The organism is Sporosarcina sp. So3-204 (genome assembly GCF_058068165.1).
This window is the reverse complement of the sequence record NZ_CM176485.1, coordinates 1,329,663-1,353,605: the sequence shown is the minus strand read 5'-3', so window position 1 is coordinate 1,353,605 and position 23,943 is coordinate 1,329,663. Positions and strand designations below refer to the sequence as shown.

At 35.1% G+C, this 23,943-nt stretch carries 25 protein-coding genes; 6 read left to right on the top strand and 19 right to left on the bottom strand.

The features are described 5' to 3' along the window. Positions 1–72 precede the first annotated feature (72 nt). The 3 genes from AC3RV6_RS06480 to AC3RV6_RS06470 form a co-directional block, all read right to left on the bottom strand. Positions 73–1,206, bottom strand: coding sequence for a hypothetical protein (locus AC3RV6_RS06480; RefSeq protein ID WP_489748634.1), 1,134 nt, complete (start codon positions 1,204–1,206; stop codon positions 73–75). Between the two features lie 61 nt (positions 1,207–1,267). Continuing rightward, complete coding sequence (locus AC3RV6_RS06475; RefSeq protein ID WP_489748633.1) at positions 1,268–2,740, bottom strand: HAMP domain-containing sensor histidine kinase; 1,473 nt, start codon at positions 2,738–2,740, stop codon at positions 1,268–1,270. 4 nt (positions 2,741–2,744) lie between these two features. Further along, the gene (locus AC3RV6_RS06470; RefSeq protein ID WP_489748632.1) at positions 2,745–3,431 is read right to left on the bottom strand and encodes a response regulator transcription factor; all 687 of its coding nucleotides are present in this window, start codon (positions 3,429–3,431) and stop codon (positions 2,745–2,747) included. A 167-nt stretch (positions 3,432–3,598) separates the two neighbouring features. Here AC3RV6_RS06470 and trpB point away from each other — a divergent pair, with 167 nt between their 5' ends. After that, on the top strand, positions 3,599–4,780 hold the full coding sequence (trpB, locus tag AC3RV6_RS06465; RefSeq protein WP_489748631.1) for a tryptophan synthase subunit beta: 1,182 nt from the start codon (positions 3,599–3,601) through the stop codon (positions 4,778–4,780). A gap of 78 nt (positions 4,781–4,858) precedes the next feature. Here the strand turns inward: trpB and chrA are convergent, their stop codons facing one another. The 6 genes from chrA to AC3RV6_RS06435 all read right to left on the bottom strand — a co-directional run bounded on the left by chrA (position 4,859) and on the right by AC3RV6_RS06435 (position 10,879). Next, on the bottom strand, positions 4,859–5,404 hold the full coding sequence (chrA, locus tag AC3RV6_RS06460; RefSeq protein WP_489748630.1) for a chromate efflux transporter ChrA: 546 nt from the start codon (positions 5,402–5,404) through the stop codon (positions 4,859–4,861). Continuing rightward, on the bottom strand, positions 5,404–6,006 hold the full coding sequence (gene chrB / locus AC3RV6_RS06455; RefSeq protein ID WP_489749200.1) for a chromate efflux transporter ChrB: 603 nt from the start codon (positions 6,004–6,006) through the stop codon (positions 5,404–5,406). Before chrB ends, chrA begins: the two co-directional genes overlap by 1 nt. A 41-nt stretch (positions 6,007–6,047) precedes the next feature. Next, on the bottom strand, positions 6,048–6,533 hold the full coding sequence (gene chrS, locus AC3RV6_RS06450; protein WP_489749199.1) for a chromate efflux transcriptional regulator ChrS: 486 nt from the start codon (positions 6,531–6,533) through the stop codon (positions 6,048–6,050). A 271-nt stretch (positions 6,534–6,804) separates the two neighbouring features. After that, positions 6,805–8,268: a carbon starvation CstA family protein gene (locus tag AC3RV6_RS06445; protein WP_489748629.1), complete on the bottom strand. Its 1,464-nt coding sequence runs from the start codon at positions 8,266–8,268 to the stop codon at positions 6,805–6,807. Between the two features lie 139 nt (positions 8,269–8,407). Beyond that, positions 8,408–9,124: a LytR/AlgR family response regulator transcription factor gene (locus AC3RV6_RS06440; RefSeq protein WP_489748628.1), complete on the bottom strand. Its 717-nt coding sequence runs from the start codon at positions 9,122–9,124 to the stop codon at positions 8,408–8,410. A 9-nt stretch (positions 9,125–9,133) separates the two neighbouring features. Beyond that, positions 9,134–10,879: a LytS/YhcK type 5TM receptor domain-containing protein gene (locus AC3RV6_RS06435; RefSeq protein ID WP_489748627.1), complete on the bottom strand. Its 1,746-nt coding sequence runs from the start codon at positions 10,877–10,879 to the stop codon at positions 9,134–9,136. A 246-nt stretch (positions 10,880–11,125) separates the two neighbouring features. Here AC3RV6_RS06435 and AC3RV6_RS06430 point away from each other — a divergent pair, with 246 nt between their 5' ends. After that, positions 11,126–11,269: a hypothetical protein gene (locus AC3RV6_RS06430; RefSeq protein WP_489748626.1), complete on the top strand. Its 144-nt coding sequence runs from the start codon at positions 11,126–11,128 to the stop codon at positions 11,267–11,269. Positions 11,270–11,360: 91 nt separating this feature from the next. Here AC3RV6_RS06430 and AC3RV6_RS06425 read toward each other — a convergent pair whose 3' ends face one another. From AC3RV6_RS06425 to AC3RV6_RS06385, 9 genes are all read right to left on the bottom strand, one after another. Next, the gene (locus AC3RV6_RS06425) at positions 11,361–12,167 is read right to left on the bottom strand and encodes an urease accessory protein UreD (RefSeq protein WP_489748625.1); all 807 of its coding nucleotides are present in this window, start codon (positions 12,165–12,167) and stop codon (positions 11,361–11,363) included. Beyond that, positions 12,160–12,789, bottom strand: coding sequence for an urease accessory protein UreG (ureG, locus tag AC3RV6_RS06420; protein WP_489748624.1), 630 nt, complete (start codon positions 12,787–12,789; stop codon positions 12,160–12,162). Before ureG ends, AC3RV6_RS06425 begins: the two co-directional genes overlap by 8 nt. Positions 12,790–12,812: 23 nt before the next feature. Beyond that, a complete protein-coding gene (locus tag AC3RV6_RS06415) occupies positions 12,813–13,553 on the bottom strand; it encodes an urease accessory protein UreF (RefSeq protein ID WP_489748623.1) in 741 nt (246 codons plus the stop codon). Then, positions 13,495–13,941, bottom strand: a complete 447-nt coding sequence (locus AC3RV6_RS06410) for an urease accessory protein UreE (RefSeq protein WP_489748622.1) — start codon at positions 13,939–13,941, stop codon at positions 13,495–13,497. Before AC3RV6_RS06410 ends, AC3RV6_RS06415 begins: the two co-directional genes overlap by 59 nt. Before the next feature lie 29 nt (positions 13,942–13,970). Further along, positions 13,971–15,686: an urease subunit alpha gene (gene ureC / locus AC3RV6_RS06405; RefSeq protein ID WP_489748621.1), complete on the bottom strand. Its 1,716-nt coding sequence runs from the start codon at positions 15,684–15,686 to the stop codon at positions 13,971–13,973. After that, positions 15,683–16,051 (bottom strand): urease subunit beta, encoded by a 369-nt coding sequence (locus tag AC3RV6_RS06400; protein ID WP_489748620.1) that lies wholly within the window; start codon positions 16,049–16,051, stop codon positions 15,683–15,685. Before AC3RV6_RS06400 ends, ureC begins: the two co-directional genes overlap by 4 nt. A 15-nt stretch (positions 16,052–16,066) precedes the next feature. Beyond that, entirely contained in the window at positions 16,067–16,369 is a 303-nt protein-coding gene (ureA, locus tag AC3RV6_RS06395; protein ID WP_489748619.1) for an urease subunit gamma, read from the bottom strand. A 442-nt stretch (positions 16,370–16,811) separates the two neighbouring features. After that, on the bottom strand, positions 16,812–17,717 hold the full coding sequence (gene cyoE / locus AC3RV6_RS06390; protein WP_489748618.1) for a heme o synthase: 906 nt from the start codon (positions 17,715–17,717) through the stop codon (positions 16,812–16,814). 441 nt (positions 17,718–18,158) lie between these two features. After that, positions 18,159–19,058, bottom strand: a complete 900-nt coding sequence (locus AC3RV6_RS06385) for a MerR family transcriptional regulator (RefSeq protein ID WP_489748617.1) — start codon at positions 19,056–19,058, stop codon at positions 18,159–18,161. 149 nt (positions 19,059–19,207) lie between these two features. Here AC3RV6_RS06385 and AC3RV6_RS06380 point away from each other — a divergent pair, with 149 nt between their 5' ends. Beyond that, the gene (locus tag AC3RV6_RS06380; protein ID WP_489748616.1) at positions 19,208–19,654 is read left to right on the top strand and encodes a hypothetical protein; all 447 of its coding nucleotides are present in this window, start codon (positions 19,208–19,210) and stop codon (positions 19,652–19,654) included. 18 nt (positions 19,655–19,672) lie between these two features. Here AC3RV6_RS06380 and AC3RV6_RS06375 read toward each other — a convergent pair whose 3' ends face one another. Then, the gene (locus tag AC3RV6_RS06375; protein ID WP_489748615.1) at positions 19,673–20,653 is read right to left on the bottom strand and encodes an EAL domain-containing protein; all 981 of its coding nucleotides are present in this window, start codon (positions 20,651–20,653) and stop codon (positions 19,673–19,675) included. A 183-nt stretch (positions 20,654–20,836) separates the two neighbouring features. Here AC3RV6_RS06375 and AC3RV6_RS06370 point away from each other — a divergent pair, with 183 nt between their 5' ends. The 3 genes from AC3RV6_RS06370 to AC3RV6_RS06360 are packed head-to-tail and all read left to right on the top strand — an operon-like array spanning position 20,837 to position 23,929. Continuing rightward, positions 20,837–22,153, top strand: coding sequence for a protoglobin domain-containing protein (locus AC3RV6_RS06370; RefSeq protein ID WP_489748614.1), 1,317 nt, complete (start codon positions 20,837–20,839; stop codon positions 22,151–22,153). A 27-nt stretch (positions 22,154–22,180) separates the two neighbouring features. Beyond that, positions 22,181–23,248 carry an ABC transporter permease gene (locus AC3RV6_RS06365; protein ID WP_489748613.1) on the top strand — a complete coding sequence of 356 codons (1,068 nt, stop codon included), beginning with the start codon at positions 22,181–22,183 and terminating at the stop codon, positions 23,246–23,248. A gap of 3 nt (positions 23,249–23,251) precedes the next feature. Then, on the top strand, positions 23,252–23,929 hold the full coding sequence (locus AC3RV6_RS06360; RefSeq protein WP_489748612.1) for an ABC transporter ATP-binding protein: 678 nt from the start codon (positions 23,252–23,254) through the stop codon (positions 23,927–23,929). Positions 23,930–23,943 lie beyond the last annotated feature (14 nt).

Genomic DNA, 23,943 nt, shown 5'->3' with positions numbered 1-23,943 from the left:
AGAATCGGTATAAAGTTCTAAATATTAATTAAAAAATACGAGAACCAAAATTGGCTCTCGCATACTTACTTTTCATTCCTCTATTTCAAATACCGCTATTGCTTCAATGTTCTCACTCTGTTGATTCCAAGTTTCAATATAAGCAGTTTTTGAATCTGCGCTCCATTCTCCTGAATAGGAAATGACAGCATACAAATCTTCCTTATCCATAATTCGTACAGTATTTAGTAATCCTCCGTCAACAATTTCTCCCACATAAACATTCGTTTTATATTTTCCGCCTACTTGTACAGGCGTATCAAACATAATTTTATGCTTGTCTGGCGATAGTTTATAAAACGGTGTCCAAATACCTTCTTTATCCTCGCCTCCAGCAACAAGTTGATCTATATGATTTGTGGCTAAATCTAATAGGAAAACTCCTGTCTTCCCGTCAACCGTTCCATTAAAAACAGCTGTATTACTATTCATGAAATCAATATCCGCTATAGAAGTATCATTCCCAACGAGGTTTGCAATACTTTCAATGCTGCCATTATTAGTTAATTGAAAAATACCATAACCCTCTTTTTTAGAACGTGCCGAGATAAATAAATCCATACTCACTTTTTTAGAAAGGGAAATCTGGACATCTTCAAAACCAGTCATATCCCATTTTGTCACTATACCTGTTTCCATATTCTCCATCATAAACAAGTTTGCTTCGTAATCATAATTTACTACAGCAGTACCTTCATCATTCGCGAAAGCATAATTTGAGTAATCTGCATTATCTTGCAATATGCGGAATGTTCCATTTACCAAATTATGAATCATTACTTTCTGATCTGTTTTTTCTTTATTACTAGTTGTTAGCGCATAATGGCCATTTTTCGAGACTTCGAAGACTTCTTCATCAATTAACTTCTTACTTACACCTGTTTTTACATCCAATGAATAAAAAAGACCATTTTCATTAAAATAAATCTTCTCTCCCCTAAAATTTCTGTGATATCCAGTGTGGGTGATGTTCTCTTTTATCTCAATATCTTCTTGACGAATTATATTCAAATTACTATCCCCTAACGAACTTTCCAGTTGAACATCGTCATTGATAACAACCGGATTTTCTGTTTCCGCTTTCCCCTGCAATGTACAACCCGCCGCGAGTAAACTTAAAAACGCAAGCACAACAGTAAACACAATTCTTTTTAAATGATAATTCATTATGATTCCTCCTTTTAATGTGGGTTCATTTATAGAATACACAAAGGATGTTGCCATTCTTTCATAAGATGTTGCCGTTTTGTTGCCAAAGTGGAAGTTGAATTTTTATGATGGCATAATTATTTTGATAATGAAATGTTATTTCACCATTATGGCGAGAGATGATTTCTTTACAAATATAAAGACCTAGTCCACTACTTCCAATTCCTTTCGTATGAATAAACGGTTCAAATGCATGTTCAATAATAGAATTTGAAATCGGTTCTGTTCTATTTGAAAAAGTAATAATCCCATCTTCAATTTCCACATAAATCTTTTGTCCATTCACCCCGTACTTAAATACATTATCAAATACATTTATAAAGACTCTTCTTAATTCATCTTTATTTCCTAGAATAATGAAGTCCTTCCCGTAAAATTCCAATTCCACCTGATTGTTTTTAGTTGTCAAATGCAAGTCTTCGATGATTTCTTTAAGAAGTGGAAGAATGTAAACAGCCTCCTCTTTTCGTAATTGTACGTTAGCTTCTCGTTTAGATATCTCAATAAGGTCAATAACCATATTGTTCATTCGGTCGCTTTCCGAACGAATTTTATTGGCAGCTTTTTGTAAGTAAGTAGGATCATTAAAATCATCTTCCCCAAGTATTTGTGCATAACCGGAAATAGTCGTAAGTGGCGTTTTTAATTCATGTGTAACATTATTAAAGAAATCAGTTCTACTTTTCCCCAATATCACTACTTGTTGTTTTTCCTGTTCAATCATTTCAATTTGCATCTTAACTTTTTGCTGCATTTCGTTAAAACTGGTTGCCAAAACTTCAAGTTCATCATTCGTCTTTACATGCACTTTCACGTCATAATTACCGTCAGATACTTCCTTTGTAGCCTTTGTTAATTTTAACAAAGGCTTAATAATCTGATTCGAAAACAAGAAAGAAATCAATAAAACACCTAAAAAAAGACTAATTACTAAGACTGTAAAACTTTTTAACACTTTTTGATTCTGCGCAAACAGCTCTGAATAATCACCAGTAAACCGAAAAACACCATAAAGTTTATCATTAATGTATAGAGGATAAGAGAAATTAATAACAACTCCATTTGGGACATTAACACGTGTAAATGCAGACTTATTTTCAAGTGCATATGTTAGTTCAGAATGTTCGTAGTCCAAGATATCCTTTTCAAACTTTTGATTTTCAACTAATAACGACTGGTCTATTGGAATTGTTTCGTAAATAAAATGACCGTTTGCATCATAGATTGCCACACTTTGATTATGAAGTTTACTAAGCTGTTGCGTAATCTGACTACCGTAATCTGCAAATAGATCAACTTCAGGAGGTAAATGTAGTGCAAATTGCTTTACATGTTCTCGTGACGTATGTTGAAGTTTCATTAGTTCGTTTTCGATAGCTAAGACACTGTTTTTCTCCAATGACTCCTTCATCACATGGTTTACAACAACAGCTGCTATTGTAAATAATATAATGTAGCCAAGTAGAAACTTCTTTCGAATGGTCCATTTCACTTGCTTACTCACCCCTCATTTTATATCCCACACCGAATACAGTTTCGATAATGGAAAGGCGTGTTTGTTTATCTAATTTTTTTCGTATCCGCTGCACGTGGACATCGACTGTTCGTAAATCCCCTGCATAGTCATAATCCCATACTGTATCAAGTATTTCTTCACGGGAAAATACCTTGTTTTTATGTTGAGCAAACAACAGTAACAATTCATATTCCTTAGGCTTAAAAATGACCTCTTTCTCATCTTGCAATACCGTGTGTGAACGAGGGTCGATTCTTATACAATCGGTTATCGTTATGTAATTAGTCTTATGAGAATTATTTTGACGACGAAGCAGTGCTTTAATGCGTGCAATTACTTCTCGAATATCAAATGGTTTCGTCATATAATCATCTGCACCGAGTTCAAGTCCTAGCACTTTATCGACAATATCATCTCTTGCAGTCAACATTAAAATAGGTACTGAACTATTTGTCATGATATTTTTGCAAATATCAAAGCCGCTCATATCAGGTAACATTAAATCCAAGATGACGATATCCGGTCCAATGCCTTCGAATAAGTGTAAACCTTGTTGACCAGTAGGTGCACCATGTACGCGGTATCCTTCTTTACGCAAGGAATAACATAGAATATCCAAAATCGATTCCTCATCCTCAACGATTAAAATTGTTTGTTCCTTTTTCATAGAACTCACCCCTTTTATTCCTGTATATTTCTCTATTGTACTAAAAAGTTATTGCAAAGTTGTTGCTATCTCTTTTTTTGTTTTGTATTCCAGAAGTCTTATACTTTATTTACAATTATCATATTAGTCTATATACTTAGTTTAGTTAGAATTTATAAATAGAGAGGATGTTGAAATTGGAAAAAGGATATTTCGGACAATTTGGAGGAAGCTTTATTCCCCCTGAGCTTCAAGAAGTAATGGATAATATTGATTTACAGTTTGAAAAGTATAAAAATGACTCTACATTTATGGAAGAATATCGACATTATTTAGAGGAATATGTCGGTAGAGAAAACCCTTTGACTTACGCAGAAAATCTGACAAAGCTAGTTGGTGGTGCAAAGATTTATTTAAAACGAGAAGATTTAAATCATACTGGCTCACATAAAATTAATAACGTCATTGGACAAATCTTATTAGCTAACCGTATGGGTGTAAAAAGAGTGATTGCTGAAACAGGTGCGGGTCAACACGGCGTGGCAACAGCAACTGCATGTGCAATGTTCGGAATCGAGTGCGTAATTTATATGGGTGAAGAGGATATGAGAAGACAGGCATTGAACGTTTTTAGAATGGAACTTCTAGGTGCAACAGTAGTTGCTGTCACTAAAGGACAAGGCCGTTTAAAAGATGCCGTGGACGAAGCACTAAATGACTTAATAGCAAATTACAAAAATACTTACTATCTTTTGGGATCTGCTGTTGGACCACATCCTTACCCGTCAATCGTTAAGCATTTCCAATCTGTTATAAGCGAAGAGTCTAAACGACAGATTCTTGCTAAAGAAGGTAAACTACCAAACGCTGTTATTGCTTGTGTAGGTGGAGGTAGTAATGCGATTGGTGCATTTGCACATTATTTGGACGATAAAGAAGTAGATTTGATAGGAGTAGAACCTTTGGAAGCAGCAACAATGACAAAAGGTGTGCCTGCTGTTATTCACGGGTTTAGATGCATTACACTTTTAAATAGTGAAGGCGAACCAGATTCAACATTCTCGATTGCAGCCGGTCTTGATTATCCTGGTGTTGGCCCGGAACATAGCCATTTAAAAGAAATTAACCGAGCACACTACTATACAGTTTCTGGTGAAGAAGCATTAGAGGCGTTTAAAGTACTTTCTAAAACTGAGGGGATTACGCCTGCATTAGAAAGTGCCCATGCAGTTTCTTATGCTATGAAGTATGCAGCAACATTACCAAACGATGCTATTATTATCGTGAACCTTTCAGGTCGTGGAGATAAAGATGTAGAACAAGTTTTTCAGATGATGCAAGCAGAGTTAGCTAACGCTACAAGTAATTGATTCCAAAAAGGTGATACTAGCTAACATAAAGCTAGTATCACCTTTTTTAAAACTCTAATTGGATTCCCTGGTGAACGATTAAACGTAATTAAAATAAGGTAGCACAACCCCACCATAAATAAACGCAAATACGATAACCAGTGCGGGATGAACTTTCCATTTAACGATTGCCAGTAAAGCAAACCCGGCTATCATTATCGACTGAATATAACCAATTGATTCAATTGATACGAAGCTAAACTCCCAAGTTAATTCAATCATCATGAATGCGATAACTGGTTGAACCAATAATGTCATTCCTATAACGACTGAAGACTTTTTAAAATGATTTAATAATTTCAATAAAATAATAATCGCAATCGCAGATGGTGCTACTGTTGCAATTGTAGCAACTAGAAGTCCTAACCAGCCTGCCTCACTAAACCCGGCAAAAGCAGCAACTTTTGTTGCTATTGGGCCAGGTAAAGCATTCGCTATGGCTAACATATCTACAAACTCTTCATTCGTCATCCAACCATAATGGTCAACTACTTCTTGCTGCATAAGTGGTATAGAAGCTGGGCCTCCTCCATAACCTAGAAGATTTGCAACAAAAAAGCCCCAAAATATTTGCAAAAGAGTCATTATAATTCACCACGATCTATTTTATTCTTCTCCCACTTCTGTTTCACTTTTTCGATTGTTCGAATGTGAATTGTTCCATAAGCTAAGAATAATAAAATTGTAATTGCAGGATGGACATGAATAACAGCAATAAAAAAGAAAGAAATTATAATAAAGACAACACCAAGTATTTTGCCTATACCCTTCCATGTTTTTACACAAAAATCATATGCCATCATACCAAGTAAAACTGCTACCACAGGACGAACCGCTGCTACCATACCGATTACAATAACTGAATCTTTCATGGTGTAAAGAATACCTAATAATCCTACAATCCCAATCGTTGTCGGAAGTATATGAGCAATAACGGCTACAATTGCACCGTTAACTCCTTTTTGTATATAGCCTAGTTGCGCAGCCATCTTCGTAGCAATTGGACCAGGTAAAGCATTAGCAAAGGCTAGTATGTCACCAAACTCTTCATCTTCAATCCATTTATATCTTTTAACGGCCTCGTAACGAAAAAGTGGAATAACTGACGGACCGCCACCATACCCCAAAATACCAGTTCTGATCATAGCAATAGCAATATCAAAATAAGGTTTAAGATTCGTATCAATCTCCTCCTATATTAACTTTCGTTTTAAAGTAATCTAAAGTATTATAATTTCATTCCCATACGACTCTTATATCGTTTTAATAACATTTCAGATTCTACTCTTGTAATTCCTTTAGTCGGATAAACTGTTTCAAGCAGAAAAGTCTCCATTTCATCCATATTCCTAAATACCCCGTGCATATGCAATGTACTTGGTCCGGTCATATGATACAGACTCGTAACTACAGGGTGTAAAGCTAATTTCTCAGCAACCTCATTTAAAAACTTCGGTTCGACAAAAATATTAAAGAAAACTGATACTTGAATTCCTACTTTATCTGGATTTACTACCGCAGTAAATCTTTCAATGACACCATCAGTGACTAATGTATTTATTCTTGCCTGGACGGCTACTCTAGAAATACCAATTATCTTAGCTAGATTTGTATAGGATATCCTAGCATCTTCTAGAAGCACCTCCAAAATCTTTTTATCTATATCATTTAGTTCCATACTAGGCATTTTGCTACCTGAACCAATGTGATTCATCATCTTTTCATCCTACTCCCTATAAATATTCATTTCGTAATCAATAATTAGCATAAACTATCAATATGGTTGATTATACATTTTTTAAAAGTCAATATCAACAAATAATAGAATTTTCACTCAACACATTTCTTTATCAGTTTATGTATGTTTTACTATTTCGTGATTTCCTGAAAAATATTATTACAAAAGAATGACCGTCCCCTTTGATGTTTAGGTTGACGGTCATTCCTATTTGAAATTATTTTATAACTAGCGTTCTCTTTGGGTATTATTGTGTCGTTGTAGTTCCCAGACCATCATCAAAACTAATTGGTTGTATACCACTTTCATCAGCTTCAAGTTTTTTCTTCAGTCCCATAAAGAATCCAAAAATAACAATGAGTGTCATAATTGTTGCGCCAATTAAAGCATAATTCATTTCCAAACCAAATCCGATTTTCGCGTTTAGAATATAGGTGAAAGTAGCCATTGTAATAAAAGTTGCTGGTATAATAGCTATCCACATGTTCTTCTTTTGCAGACCTAAATACATTGCAGCTACCCATAGAGCAATTGCTGCTGTAGATTGATTTGCCCATGAAAAATATTGCCATAGAAGCGTGAAATTAATTTGTGTTAAAGCAATTGAGATGGCGAATAACGGTAGAGCAATCCAAATTCGGCTGCCCATTTTTTTCTGTGCAAGACCAAAATAATCTGCAATAATCATACGAGCACTTCTGAAAGCTGTATCCCCAGAAGTAATCGGAAGAATGATAACACCTAAAACTGCAATTGTACCAAAAACTGCACCTAAACTAGTAACCGCAATTTCTTTTACAACACCAGCAGTTCCAACTGTGCTTAGTAAAACGCCTAGATCTTTTCCGTAAAAAAGAGACATAGCGGCAGCAGCCCAAATCATTGCAATAATTGCTTCAGTAATCATCATGCCAAAGAATATTGCGCGTCCTTGTTTCTCATTTTGAGTTGTACGTGAAATAATTGGTGATTGCGTAGCATGGAAACCTGACAATGCACCACATGAAATTGTTAAAAATAACAATGGAAAGATTGGGATATTATCCGGATGTAAATTTGCAAATGTTAACTCTGGTATTGGTTGTCCTTGAATAATCAAAGCGCCACCAATTCCTAATGCACTAATTAATAATAGAGCACCGAAGAAAGGATATAAACGACCAATTATTTTATCAACTGGTAATAATGTTGCTAATAGATAATATGCGAAAATAATAATGACCCAAATTCCAACTGACATCCAACCTTTAGTTAAATCTCCAAGTAAAGCAGCTGGAGATGAAACAAAAACTGTACCTACTAACAATAATAATAAAAGTGCGAAAGCGTTTACAACATGTCTAAATACTTTACCTAAAAACTTACCTGCAAGTTCAGGTAAATGAGCACCGCGGTTACGAAGTGAAATCATTCCACTTAAATAATCATGTACTGCACCTGCAAATATCGCACCAAATACGATCCAAATAAATGCAACTGGTCCATAAAGGGCACCCATAATCGGTCCGAAAATTGGTCCAACACCTGCAATGTTTAGCAGTTGAATAAGTGAGTTTTTCTTTTTACCCATTGGTACGTAGTCTACCTCATCTGCCAAAGTGTAAGCCGGTGTCTGACGTTCCTCTTTTATTCCAAATACTTTTTCAACATACTTGCCGTATGTAAAATAGCCGACTATAAGAAGTGCAATTGACGCTAAAAATGTTATCATATAAATCCCCCTTTTATCTTGTAACCCTTACAACTTTCATTATATATTACGGGGACATATCACTGTCACATTCTTACGTATAATGTCGAAATATAGGTTTAATACGTATAAAAAAGAAGATGACAGGTCATCTTCTTTTTTATATTTCTAGTAATATTCTAAGGTCTTTCACATAATTTCGGCTTAACGGTACTTTTTCATCTGAATCCTTTAGACGAATTTGGAAGATACTTGAACTCCAAGTAATTACTTCACTTACTTGGTCTAAATTTACTAAATAGCTTTTATGCGTTCTATAAAACCCAAATTTCTCCAACTTTTCTTCAAGTACTTTTAAAGTTAGCTTTGATACATATACGTCTTGTGCTGTTTGAATTATTGTATCACGCTCATCTCTATAAGCAAAAAGTATTGATGCTGGTTCAATATAAATAATTCTCTCTTCTTTATGAACTGCTAATTTTAGTATCGAAGTATTTGATTGGTCTTTGGTTAATAGTGATGTAATGCGGTTTACTGTTTCCAAAATCTTTTTCTCTTCAAATGGTTTTAATATATAATCAGTCACATTCGCACTAAATGCTTCAACAGCATAATTAGGAAATGCAGTGGCAAAAATTATGAGTGGCGGTTTTTTCATCTTTTGCACAATCTGTGCAAATGCTATACCACTTAACCCTGTCATTTCTATATCAACAAAAACAACATCTGGTTGTTCCTCTATTATGAGCGTAAGTCCATTTTCTGCGGAGTCTGCTTCCCCGACAATTTCAATATGTGCATAAGAAGAAAGAAGGAATCTTAACTCTTCACGGTTTAGGCGTTCATCGTCAATAATAATCGTTTTAATAATCATTTAGAAAACTCACTTCCGTTCAGTTATAAGTTTTGGTATTATATAATAAATTTTTGTGCCAGACTCACTGCTTTCGATATGTAAACCCGCAGAAGGATGAATCATTTTCTTTAACCTTTGATGTAGATTGTAAAGGCCCAATCCAGCCCCCTCTTTAGACTCTACAGGACTATCCAATAAAGTTGAAGCACGTTGTTCTGTAATACCTTGTCCATTATCAGTTACACTAACATATATACTACCATTTTCTTCGCCTATTATGATTTCTATCAGTCCGTTTTCCTTTACTGACCTTAGGCCATGAACAACAGCATTTTCAACTAGTGTTAGCAAGCTCATTGAAGGTGTCTTATATGACAACACATCTGGATCAATACAAAAATTAACTTTAATCCGATCACCAAATCTTGCTTTTTCTACTGCCAAATAAGACTTAACATGTTCCACTTCTTTTGATAGCTCCATTTGTATCTTGGTGGAACTTTCTACATTTTGTCTAATATAATTTGCTAACGAGACCAGTAACGCCCGAGCATGATTAGGATCAGTTCGTATCAAAGACACAATCGCATTCATCGCATTAAATATAAAATGCGGGTTGACTTGAGCTTGTAAAACTTGAATTTCTGCTTGTTTCGCTAACTCTTTCAACTCTCCTATTTCAGCTAACTCAAGTTGGTGACTTAACAATTTACTAAGCCCATTCACTAATTCAACTAATGTGGGTGTTAGATAAGATTCACTTTTTACATATATCTTTATTGTGCCAATCGTTTGACCCATAACTTTAATTGGTGCAACTGTTGCAGACTCAAGTAAACAATTTGGCTTGTCACATAAAACTTCTAACTTCCCAATTGTTAGCATTTCCCCATTCCGAATAACTTGTCTAGTTGATTCAGTTTGTATGGGAATTCCAGCAAAATGATGATTACTTTCTTTACCTATATGTGCAAGTATGTTTTCTTTGTCTGTCATAGATACAGCTAGACAAGAAACTTCTAAGTATATTAGCTCGCAAACTTTTTTTGCTGAGGATGTATTTAATCCAGTCCGTAAATGTTCCAAAGTTGAATCAGCAATGCGAAGCGCTTTTTGTGCTCCGTTCGCTTCTAACCGATCATCGTCTTTTAAAATACTTCTTATAATTAGTACAAAAACTGCAGTTCCTAAAGCATTTGCCAATATCATTGGCCACATGATTTCTTTAACAAGAGAAAATGCAAGTTCAAATGGTTGTGCGACTAATAAAATAATCCCCATTTGAAATGATTCAGCTACCGCACAAACTATAAGTGCTAACCAAGGTGAAACAACTTTTTGTTTTCGCAAACGATGACCAATCCAACCGGCAATTATGCCAGCAAGCACCGTTGATAAGCCACATGCGACCCCAGTAAAACCACCTAAAAAAAGACGGTGTACACCTGCAATGAGACCAGCACCTACGCCTATTCTAAATCCACCAAGAAGACCGCCAACGACGATACCGAGGACTCGTGAATTCGCCAACGCTTCATCATCATTTAATAATCGGTTCCACCTTATGGCTGATTCATCAATCGGATTAACAATAATGCCCATATATGTACCAAAAACACCAAACAAACCAAAAGTAATTGTTAATCCAATCCTTTGTTTTGTTGTCATATTATTATGGTGTTCAAATAAATTACGAAAAAACTTAAAACGTGTTAATAAAAAGGCAATTGTTGCAATAACTGCAAGACGCTCTATTAAGATTATACTAAGCAAACAGGTTAATCCTCCTTATGATTTTCATAAATTTAAAGTCTCGAAAATCATGACATATAAAATCTTCTTTTACTTAGTCTAGACGATTATTCTAATTCTGCCTATAATAATTTATTGAAAAATAAATAAATTTATTGTTAAATTAAAATAAGTTTGGAATAATTCACCGTTTCATTTTATGAGTAATTTAACGCAAGTCGGTAATAATACGTTGAACGAAAAAATGATTAGGAGGAGATACCCAATATGAATAAAATGACAATGGCAGCACTTGGATTAGGTGCGGCATACTTGATGAGAAATAAGAATGCCAGGGACAAACTAATGCATCAGTTTGAAACGTTCACTGAGACGATGTCTACAAAAAAGGGAACAAATAACAACGCATAAACTTTGTATGAAGTAGTATTTACTTCTAACCTGTGCCAGAATCGATCATTTATTAAAAAAAGTGGGCTTCATAAAAACGAAGCCCACTTTTTCATATTAATTTTGAAAGCAAAGCATACACTCGCTTTATTTCTTCTTGCATTGACCATTGGTCTACCGCTAGCCATCTACAATGGATTGCGTTACCCTCGAGCCTTGTTATTCCCGCATGAAGCCCATCTTCTATAAGTAGCTTTTCTTGAATTGTACGAATATCAATTGAATCTGCTTTTGGCGAAACAAGCCAGATAGAGCCGATATACATCGCATCTTCTAGAATTCCTATGTTGCGAAGAGCTACCTCATTTGGAGAAAAGTTTAAAGAATCAAAAGCGATTAGTTCATCTTCTACAAATATTTTAAAGTTAGAACGAAATGATTGATAATTAAAGACTTCGCCACGCTTTTCACGACCTGGCGCAATGATTTCAGCCCATAACAATGTCGTATTAGATGCTGCATGAATTGTTGTATCTACTTGGAATTTTGCATCTTCAAAAGGAATGGTAACCTCTGGCATCCATTCAAGACGCGTATTTTCACCAAGTTCCACATCTATTTGCAAATGACATGTGTCACCAGTATGAGAAGGATAAATCTTGAGTGCCGACTGTTGAATTAAACGTGCACTGCTATCTGGAGCTAACTTGACTGTAATATCATTCCGATCCCCAGACACCATACCACCAGAAGACTCCATTATATAAACTGTTGAAGTAGGATTATCCCCTTCATACAATTCACGACTCGCTTTTAATGGTGGCTGTTGGAATACATGAGTCATTCTTGTTTTGCCTCTTCTATGCTCAAAATACAAATCAAGTTTTCCGTGATGATTTATCCTAGACTGCTTATGCATTTGAACCCGCGGATTCCGCGCCTTCTAAAAGCATATTATGTTTAATCCAATCAACTACATTGTCAACATTTTTATGTGATCTAACATCAGTAAATATATAAGGACGACCATTACGCATTTTTTCCACATCGCTATTCATAATATCTAAATCTACACCAACATAAGGTGCAAGATCAGTTTTATTTATCAATAATAAATCTGAACGCGTCAACGCAGGTCCACCTTTACGAGGAATATCCTGACCTTCAGCAACATCAATAACGTAGATATAACCGTCAACAAGTTCTGGACTAAACGTTGCTGATAAATTATCTCCACCACTTTCAACAAAAATAATATCCAGATCATCAAAGCGGCTTTTTAATTCATCAATTGCTGCAAAATTCATTGAAGCATCTTCGCGAATTGCTGTATGTGGACATCCACCTGTTTCAACGCCTAAAATGCGATTTTCTTCCAAAATACCACTGTTTGTTAAAAACTTAGCATCTTCTCTTGTATAAATATCATTCGTAATAACTGCTACACTATAATCTTTATGCATTGCACGAGTTAGTTGGTCGACAAGTGAAGTTTTACCTGAACCAACCGGACCGCCAATACCAATTTTTACTGGTTTCATTTAAATAGCCCCTTTCAAAATCCTTATGAAATAAATAATCTTGAGAATAAAAATTCATGCTTCATTGAAGCAAGTTCAATGCCAAGTGCATTATTACTAATATCATGTTCAGTTAGCGTTAATACCAAATCAGCAGATTCCGTCACTTTTCCAATAAGTTCATACATTACCTGAACACCGGTACTCTGACCAAATGGAACTGCACGGACAGCATTTTGAACAAGCGTATTAAGCGTTGCATATAAATAGGTCAAAATTGCATGGTGAACACTTACCCCGTTTGCAGCGCAATAAATGCCATAACTAATTGCATAATGACCTTTGATTTTTTTCGAATCTATTTTTTCCTTCCATTCAGAAAGAAATGCATCTTCACCTAGTAATGAAACTGTTCGAATAAACTGTCGACCTAAATTAACGCTTGCTTCACGTGATTCTTTTGCTAGTTTAATCGCACCACATAACTGCTCCAAATAAAGAAGCCTGTCCACATCTTGGTTCTTGGCCGCAGCGTATGCCTCTTGAATTAAGATTGCATCGCCATGAACCAAATTATATCTTAGAAATGATGAGCAATATGCAAGTATATCCTCTTTAGTTCGAATAAGATCCTCTTGTATATATGTTTCCATTCCGTATGTTTGCGTAAACGAACCAATCGGAAAAGCTGAGTCGTGAATTTGCATCAAGTGTAAAAGGTCAGTATTAGTGGGAATGTCCACGGTATTTAAACGCTTGCTTGAATCTTCTACTTGTTGTTTCATATATAACACCTACTTCATCTAGTAAAGAATTTAACGTGTGATCAGCACGCACGATAATTTCATTGTCTTTAATTAAACAAGGTGTATGGCGATTACCGAGTTCAAATGCAGCTTTACCCATCTCAGCCATATCTCTAGGGCTAATAACAATAACAGGCTCCATTTTCGTTCTAATTGCAATTCGGCGATTTTCATCTTGAAATAAAATATCACCATAGTGTAAGTGACCTTCTGGAGGAAGTTTTAACGCTACATCAGAACCATGGTCAGTTTCAGTACGTAGAATACGTTTGCTTAACTCTTCCCAATCAAGTTCAATCCACTCTGTTGTCATTCCAACTATTTCCTCTTGTTCGCCAACATTACCGATGATTTTTTCAATTAGCATAGTGAAGCCCTCCTTTTAAATAGACTTGATTAAAATAAGAAATAACGCTGAGCCATCGGTAATACATCTACCGGTTCACAAGTAGCAAGTACACCATCGATTTTAACTTCATAAGTTTCCGCATTAACTTCAATTTCAGGTGTTTCACTATTGTGTTTCATGTCTGCTTTAGAGATATTACGACAGTTTTTGACTGTACCGATTAATCTTTTCAAGCCTAGTTGTTCAGGAAGTCCCTCTTCAACCGCAATTTTTGGTAGGAATGTCATCGCAAGTTTTTGTGGTGCATTTCCAAGTGAACCAAAAGTACGACGTCCAATCATTGGTTGTGTTGTTGGAATTGAAGCATTAGAATCACCCGTAATTGCATAAACTGCAGCTCCGCCTTTAATAACGATTTCAGCTTTAACTCCGAAAAACGCTGGATCCCATAGTACTATATCCGCTAATTTTCCTTCTTCAATTGAACCGATTTCATGGCTAACACCGTGTGCAATAGCAGGGTTAATCGTTAATTTCGAAATATAACGTTTAACACGATAGTTGTCATTATCTTTTCCTTCATCTTGAGGAAGTGGTCCACGTTGCATTTTCATCTTATTAGCTGTTTGCCAAGTACGCATTGATACTTCCCCAACACGACCCATTGCTTGTGAATCTGAAGACATAATACTTAGGATACCTGAGTCTTGCATAATATCTTCTGCCGCAATTGTTTCAGGACGTATGCGTGAATCAGCGAATGCTACATCTTCTGCAACATCGTGCTTCAAGTGATGACATACCATTAACATATCTAAATGCTCATCAATCGTGTTTGTAGTAAACGGTTTTGTCGGATTCGTTGAAGCAGGTATAATATTAGGAAGTGCTGCCATTCTCAATTGGTCCGGCGCATGTCCGCCCCCTGCACCTTCTGTATGGAATATATGAATTACGCGACCAGCAATTGCATCAATCGTACTTTCAACATATCCAGCTTCATTTAGTGTGTCAGAGTGAAGAGCTACTTGAATATCGTAATCATCTGCAACTGACAAACTTTGTTCAAGTGCATCTGGTGTAGAACCCCAATCTTCATGAATCTTCATACCAATTGCGCCAGCACGGACTTGTTCAATAATTGGTTCTTGAGAAGAAGCACTTCCTTTACCGAAAAGACCAATATTAATCGGTAAATTTTCAACTGATTGCAACATTTGGTGAAGATGCCATTTACCTGGTGTTACAGTTGTTGCTCTTGAACCAGCTGCTGGTCCAGTACCTCCACCAATAAATGTTGTCGTTCCTGCCATTAATGCAGTATCAACCTGATCCGGACTAATAAAGTGAATATGCGTATCGATTGCACCTGCTGTCGCAATCATTCCTTCACCTGCATAAACTTCAGTACCCACGCCGATAATCATATCTTGATCGACGCCGTCCATTGTATTTGGATTTCCTGCTTTACCAACACCTATAATACGGCCATCTTTCATACCGATATCTGCTTTTATTATCCCTGTGTGATCGATAATCATAACATTCGTAATTACTGAATCTAGCACGCCTTCATTAGATGTGTTGTCCCCGTTTTGTCCCATTGATACGCGAAGTGACTTACCGCCTCCGAATACACCTTCATCGCCGTATGATGTATAATCTTTTTCAATTTCAACCCATAAATCAGTATCAGCTAAACGTACTTTATCGCCTACTGTAGGACCGAACATTTTAATATATTGCTCATGTGTCACTTTCATTTACCGTCAGCTCCTTTATAACCGCCATCATGCGCTTTCTCAATAATTTCATCTTTATTATGAGTGGAACCTTCAGTTAGTTGATTCAAACCAATTACAATACGCTTGCCACCAAACTCTACTAATTCAACTTCTTTTTCTTCGCCTGGTTCAAAACGTACTGCAGTACCTGAAGGAATATTCAAATGAAATCCAACAGCAACTTCACGGTCAAATTCAAGAAATTTATTTACTTCAATGAAATGAAAATGAGATCCCACTTGTATTGGTCGATCTCCTGTATTCGATACCCTAACAGTCTTAACTGGTCGTCCTACATTTATTTCTATAAAACCTTCTGCTGCCTTAAATTCTCCTGGAATCAAATCGATTACCTCCTATTATTGAATTGGATTATGCACAGTAACAAGTTTTGTTCCGTCTGGGAATGTACACTCCATCTGTACATCACTAATCATTTCAGGAACACCTTCCATGACATCTTCAGCTTTTAATACTTGCTTGCCTTCACTCATAAGTTGCGCAACTGTTTTTCCGTCACGCGCCCCTTCCATGATGTAATGGCTAATCATTGCAATTGATTCTGGATAATTTAATTTTACGCCTCTTGCTTTACGTTTTAATGCAAGTTCGCCTGCTACGTGGAGAAGTAATTTCTCCTGTTCAACTTGTGATAATTTCAATTTTCAGCACTCCTTTTAGGATTAATAAAAAATAAATAATTAATGATTCCGACAAGTCTAAAGGTAACAACTTATTTTGAGGTCGTTGTAATTTTAGTTTTCTAATTTATTATAGATTGGTAACTTCTCGGACAAGTGTCCTGTCGACGGAACACGGTGGAGATTTGATTGCAGGGGACTTTCGAGGAAATAGCACTTTACAATTATAATAGTTTCATTGCTAATAATCAAGAAATAGATATCGATAATCTTGAATACTTGTACAAAAAATATTAAAAATTAATTTATAATAAATTCAAATCATACTTATCGGAAATAATATATGTTTAAATTATACATATTCCCGTTATTATATAATTAAAGACAAAAAAAGTTGTCCATTAGTTATGAACAACCCTAAAATCCTTATTTTTTTAAAAATTGAAGAAAAATAACTACCGTATTATAACGTAACAATAATCATCATTAAAAATAAAATCGCTAAATAATTTACAGAATAAAGAAAAACTATTCGAGCCCATTTAATATTGTTTTCAGTAAAAAATCCGTATATGCTAACTGCTAAAAACCCTATATTAAGCAAGGTAGCAAGAATTACAAATGTCATACCTAAGGATCCTAAATAAAAAGGTAGAGGGAGTAGGCAAGCTACATAAACTGCAATTTGTCTTTTTGTCATATTAAATCCGTAAACAACAGGTAGCATTTTAACGCCAGCTGCTTTATATTGATCATAATTTTTCATAGCTATGGCAAAAGTATGCGGCATTTGCCAAATAAATAAGATGATAAATAATACGATTGGAACAATGTGAAAGGCGGGTGCAATGACTGCCCATCCAATTAAGGGTGTTACAGCACCTGAAAAACTTCCGATTACTGTATTTAATGTATATTTACGCTTTGACCACATCGTATACGGGATAACATAAAGGAACCAACCAATAAAAGCATATAAAGCAGCTTCATATGTTGTAAAAAGTAAAAGTATCATACCTAAGGCTGAAAGGGTTATGCCTATTATCAATACTGTCTTAAGCGAGATATTTCCAGTTACTGTAGGGCGTTTTTTTGTTCTGTCCATGACCACATCGATATCTACATCGTACCAATTATTTAAGACGAGTGCCCCAGCGATAAGAACTGTACTTCCGACTAATGTTAGCAATAACATGTCCAAATGTGCCATGAACGATGCATTTGTAAAATAAAGCGCTAACCAGAAACCAACAAAAACGGGAAGTACATTCGCGACCAATACAATGGCCTTAAATAGTGATTTCAAATCCGTAAGTAAAGTAGTAATATTTTGACCTTCTTTCACAGGAAGGATTACCTCTTTAGTCATTGCTAATCTTCTCCTTAAAAGTGCTTTCAAAATTCAAGTGGAAATCCGCCGGAAGCTTCAACTAAATTCAATAGGAGTTTGAACACCTATCAAATTCGACGAGACTATATATTCATCTAACTAATTACACATAAGTGACTTGTGATGAATTCTGTATGAATACGTTACATTTAATATACCACTTTAGTCCACCTAAAATAAACACTTCAGTCCAAGGTTACCAAAATTGTTTATGAATCGTTCACGAATTAGATACAAAGAAAATTTGATTTAAATATTAAGTTCGACATATTCCCCCATACTTTTAATCATATATGGAAGAGAATTCATCCTTACTAACAATTTTCCCGTTCAACTTTTCTTAGAATGAAGAAAACAATTGATATAAATGGGTTTTCTTTATCATTCCCCAAAATATCTGTATTGAATACTTCTAAAAGTTTAAACAATATCATTTATAGTTTCGATAACTTTAATACGCTTAAATAACATTCCTTTTGTATACTTAATCGCGCCGCCTCCTCCAAGATAAAAACTGATGTCTTTATTTTCAGTTGCAAATTGATCTAACTCTGTTAATAATTGAGGGTTTTCCTGAAATGGAATTGTCGTAGTGGATGATAAGATTACCTTGACTGGTTTTAACCTTTTAATCAACGATTCAATTGAACCTGGCGCAGGCGAAGCACCGACAAGAATCGTTTTCCAACCTCTTAACATAAGTTGAAGCAAAACTATATGAAGCGGCACTTCATGCATTTCATGAGGCAGACAAGCTCCTAATATTAAAGGGGCGTCCTCCCTACAACGGTAATTCCGCCGAATCTGCACCAAATAATCACGCACGACGAGACTTGAGACAGACTCTTGGTACTCATCCCATTCACCTTTTTCCCATCTGTGGCCAACTTCTCTTAAAAAAGGAATAATGACAGACGATAAAAAGTTCTCCAAACCATATTGGTGATACGCTTGTTGTAAAATAAGATTTAACTCTATTTCATCACAATTCGCGCCATTTTCCAGAAGTTGAAAAACGTGACCATTTAGCTTTTCACGATACAGGATCGATTCTTTTTCAAGTGGTTTACTTTTCTCTTTAATTGAATCACTTACGAGTATGGCGGCTTGTTTTAAAGTATAACCTTTTTCAGATAGCGATTTGACACTTAATAATGTATTAACATCCTTTTCGCTATATATCCTATAGCCATTTTCCAATCTTTCGGGTTGAACAAGTTCATGTCGCTCTTCCCATTTCCGGATCACTTGTTTTGATAATCCAGTCATATCAGCCACTTGCTGAATATAAAAATTTGATTTTGAATGCAATTGATCCATCTTGTACATCCTTTCGCCAAAAAATTACCTATCGAACCCTACATTCCCTATATTGTATAGTATAATGACAAAATTTTTATTGTACAATGTTAATGTGAATATGTTATACATTGATTAAACTTAAGAAGTAATGAAAGGATGAATTACATATGATTACAACAACAGGAATAAAAAAATCTGTTATGTTCGGAATTGGTTCTGGTATACTACTAACAATTATTTTAAAATTAATAGAATCCTTAACCTTATACAAAGTATATACCCTTTTACTAAATGTTGATTATATCCCTTTGCTAAACCAATTCCAATTTCCTGAACTTATAGAAGTCGGCTTTCATCTCATTGTTTCTATTGCATTAAGTATTTGTCTTTATGTATTCTTCATAAAAACAAATATAGTTTCAAAAAATAATATAATCTTCCTAAGCACAGTTGTCTGTATTCTTATTGGTGTAGCAATCTATCCGACGACAGCTTTATCTACTAGAACACCCGAAATCACAAGTATTCCATCCATTTTATACTGGATAGGCAGTCATGCAATTTACGGCTCTGCACTAGGCTACTTATTTGCCGGTTGGATAACAAAAGAGTAGAACATAGGAATTTAACCTTTATGAAATAGGTCTGGGTTTTCCAAATAAATACCCTTGGAAGAGTTCATATCCAATGTTCTTTAACCAAACAAAATCTTCCCGTTCTTCTATACCTTCAGCAAGTGGGATGGCCCCTACTTGCAATGCTGCTTCCAATATATTCGTTGCGGCTTTTTGTTTGTTAGAGTCAGTTGCCACTCCTTGCACAAATTTCATATCTAGTTTCATATAATGTGGAGCTAATTGCTCTAACACTTCAATCGTGCTAAATCCTTCCCCAACATCATCTAAAGCATAATGAAACCCCTTTTTCCTGTAATACATTAGTATTTTTTTCAAGTGAGCAATATCATCCACTTTCTCTGTCTCGACTACTTCAAATACAAATCGTGATGGCTCGATACCAATTTTTTCTGCAAGTTCGACAGTAGATCTTAAGCAATGTTCTGGTGAATAAATCGATGTTGGAATAAAATTTATAAAAACTTTAGAATCAATTAATGCTGCACTTCGAACAGCAGACATGCGGCATACTCGGTCAAGCGCATAAGTACGATTCCGCTTTTTTGCTGCCTCAAATACTTCATAAGGCCCTATCATTTTATTACTTTCATCATGAAATCTAGCCAACATTTCATGTGCATAAATTTGTTCTTTAGCATCTACAATTGGTTGTATATGAAAAGTTACTAACTCTTCAAAAATCACATTATCAATCCATTGGAATTCTAGTAATTTCACCACTTCTTCGATTGGTCTCCAACTACTATTATCTATTCGAAATGAAATATTCTCCATCTCCATATTGTCATTGAAATAATCATATAAACCTACAATTGCAGATTCCTTAATTACAAGCACATCATCCTTATTAGAAATCATTAAATCGCTTTTATTGAGATAAGAAATAATTTGAGACATATGCTGTAAGTTATTAGTTCCAGAAAAACGAATTTGATAATGAAGTGACGTTGGCATACATACTTTACATTGAGTCAAAGCTTTCCCTCCAATTTAATTAAATTCAATCTATTGTGAACTAATTCAGTTATTATAAGCCAATCACGACCTCTTGTACAACCTATAATATATAACGTTTGACACCCTGTATATACTCTGTTATTAATAGAGTTACTTGCTATGAATTTTTACTAACACAATCAAGATTGGGAGAGATGATATTTGAATAAATTATTTAAGCGACGCAAGATCCATGATGAGGCAGTCGCTTCTAAAGAACAAAGTAACGGCCAGAGAACATTAGCCAGGATTGATTTACGTACATACCCTGAATTAAAAAAACAAGTAGATCTCATTGACTTAACTTCAGATGATCTGGCTCTTATAAAATCGTATCAACCTTATGTAAAAAAAGGCGTGGATGAAATTGTATCAGTATTTTATGAAAATGTCTTAGCCATTCCCTCCCTTCGCAAAATAATAGAAGAACGTACACAAGTAGAACGATTGAAACAATTACTTAGTTCATATATAATAGACATGTTTGAAGGTGAAATTAATGAGGTATCTATTCAAAGGAAAATGAAACTCGCTCAAATGCATTTTAAGATAGGACTAGAACCGAAATGGTATATGGGTACTTTTCAACAATTACAAGAAGTCTTTATTCGTTTAATTACTAAAGAAATGACTGTTAGTACTCAACGAGAAAAAGCAATGCGTACGATATCTAAGCTTGTTAACTTTGAAATGCAAATTGTTTTGGAAGAATACGATAAAGAAAATATGAAATTGCGAGAAATGCAGTACGATATTGTGAAATCAGAATTAAAAAGTAAAATTTCATCCATTAGTGAAAACATTGCCGCTTTAACTGAAGAAACGAGTACTTCTCTCAGAAATGTTGACGATAATGCTAGCAAAATTAGTAAAAACATCCATTTGAACGTTGAGAACGTACATCAAATTCAATTGGATGCAACAGATGGCAATGAAATGGTAAAGCAATTAGAAACACAGATGAAATCCATTACAAGTAATACTGAAAATATGGGAGAAATCATTAATCATCTTAAGTCATCTTCTGATGAAATTACAAACATTATAGAAATAGTTAATCAAATCGCTGAGCAGACAAATTTATTAGCATTAAATGCGTCAATTGAGGCTGCAAGAGCAGGTGACTCCGGTAAAGGATTCGCAGTTGTGGCGCAAGAAGTCCGTAAGTTAGCAGAACAATCCAAACATTCCGTTAAAAAAATCACTAATTTAGTAAAAATTTCTTCCTCTTTAACGAATCAAGCAGTTAATACAATCGGAAATGTGAAAGAAAGTGTGGCAATTGGGTTAGAAAGCTCGGTTAAAACACAATTGAAGTTCGGAAAAATTTTACATTCTATAACGGAAAATGATAAACATATTAGTCAAGTTGAATCTGAACTTGTAGAATTAGTAGAAGTTATAAAAGTAATCGGCAATGACACTGCAAATGTTGCTGACACAGCTGATAGTCTTTACAAAACCGCAACGCAACTATAAAAGATAATCTTATAAGGATGTGAAACGATGTTTTTAGCATGGAATGAAATTAAGAAGAATAAACTCCGTTTTGTCCTAATTATTGGTGTATTAATGCTCGTTTCCTATCTTGTTTTCTTTTTATCTGGATTAGCAACTGGTTTGAAGGATATGAACCGTCTTTCCGTTGATAAATGGGATGCAACAGCTATTATTTTAACCGATGATTCGGATACAAGCCTTTACCAATCCTCAATGGTTCTATCAGATATAGAAGATGTGAAAGCTGATGAAATTGCTACAATTAGTCAAATGAATGCAATTGCTCGTAACGGAGAAGAGAAAACAAATGTTTCAATTTTCGGCATTAATGCTGATGAATTCATAATGCCTAATGTGACTGAAGGGGATGTATTTTCCAATCCAAACGAAGTCATTGCAAGCGATAAATTAAAAGAAGCAGGATTTAAAATCGGAGATACACTAAAACTATCCTCAACAGAGGAGGATTTAAAAATAGTCGGATTTACAAACAAAGCACTTTTTAACGCTTCGCCCGTTTTATATACAGACATTGAAACAATTAATATAGTAAAGTTTGGTGAAACAGCAGATATGAATAAAAATCGAATAAACGGTGCTGTTATACGTACAGATGATTTATCATCAATCACGGAAAATGATGCGTTAGTTGTTACAGAAATCGAGTCTTTCATTCAGAAACTACCTGGCTATACGGAACAAAACTTAACTTTGAACTTTATGATTTATTTTCTTTTCGGTATCTCTGCTGTGATTGTAGCCATTTTCTTATATGTATTAACGGTACAGAAAATAAGCATGTTCGGTATTATGAAGGCCCAAGGTATTTCTAACCTTTACCTATCAAACTCTGTCATTTCACAGACATTCATTCTAGCAGCGGTTGGCGTTGTCATTGGTTTTGCGTTAACACTCCTCACCGGTTTATTTTTACCAAGTGCAGTACCCGTTTCCTTTGATATTCCAACAATGCTTCTGTATGGTCTCGTACTTATTGTTGTTGCAATATTAGGCGCAGTGTTCTCGGTACTAACCATTGTGAGAATTGATCCACTAAAAGCGATAGGAGGATAAACAATGTCTGTTTTAGAATTAAACAAAGTTACAAAATCATTTGGCACAGGTCATAAAAAAGTAGATGCATTGAAAGAAACAAACTTTATAGCAGAACGCGGCGAACTCATCGCAATTATTGGACCATCCGGGTCAGGTAAAAGTACATTACTTACCATCGTCGGGGGTTTACTTTCTCCTACTGAAGGTGAAGTTATAATAAATGATCAAAACTTATCAAAACTAAATGAGAAACAGCGTTCAAAGATTCGTTTAAAAGAGATTGGATTTATTTTACAAGCTTCAAATTTAATTCCTTTTCTAACAGTCGCCAATCAGTTGAAGCTTTTAGATAAAGTGAAAAAAGATAATATGTCAAAATCTGAACTTGAAGCACTTTATAAAGACCTAGGCATTGGAGAACTCCGCACAAAATATCCTTCTGATTTATCTGGCGGTGAACGACAACGTGCAGCGATTGCAAAGGCGCTATATAGCAATCCTTCAATTATTTTAGCAGATGAACCTACCGCATCTTTGGACTCAGACCGAGCGTTTGAAGTTATGGAGCTATTGAAAAATGAAACTAAAAACAAAAATACAACAACAATCGTCGTCACACACGATACAAGATTAATCACCTATTGCGATAAAGTATATAACATGACTGACGGCGTGCTTAAACTACAAAGCGAAGCATAAAGGATGGTGAGCAC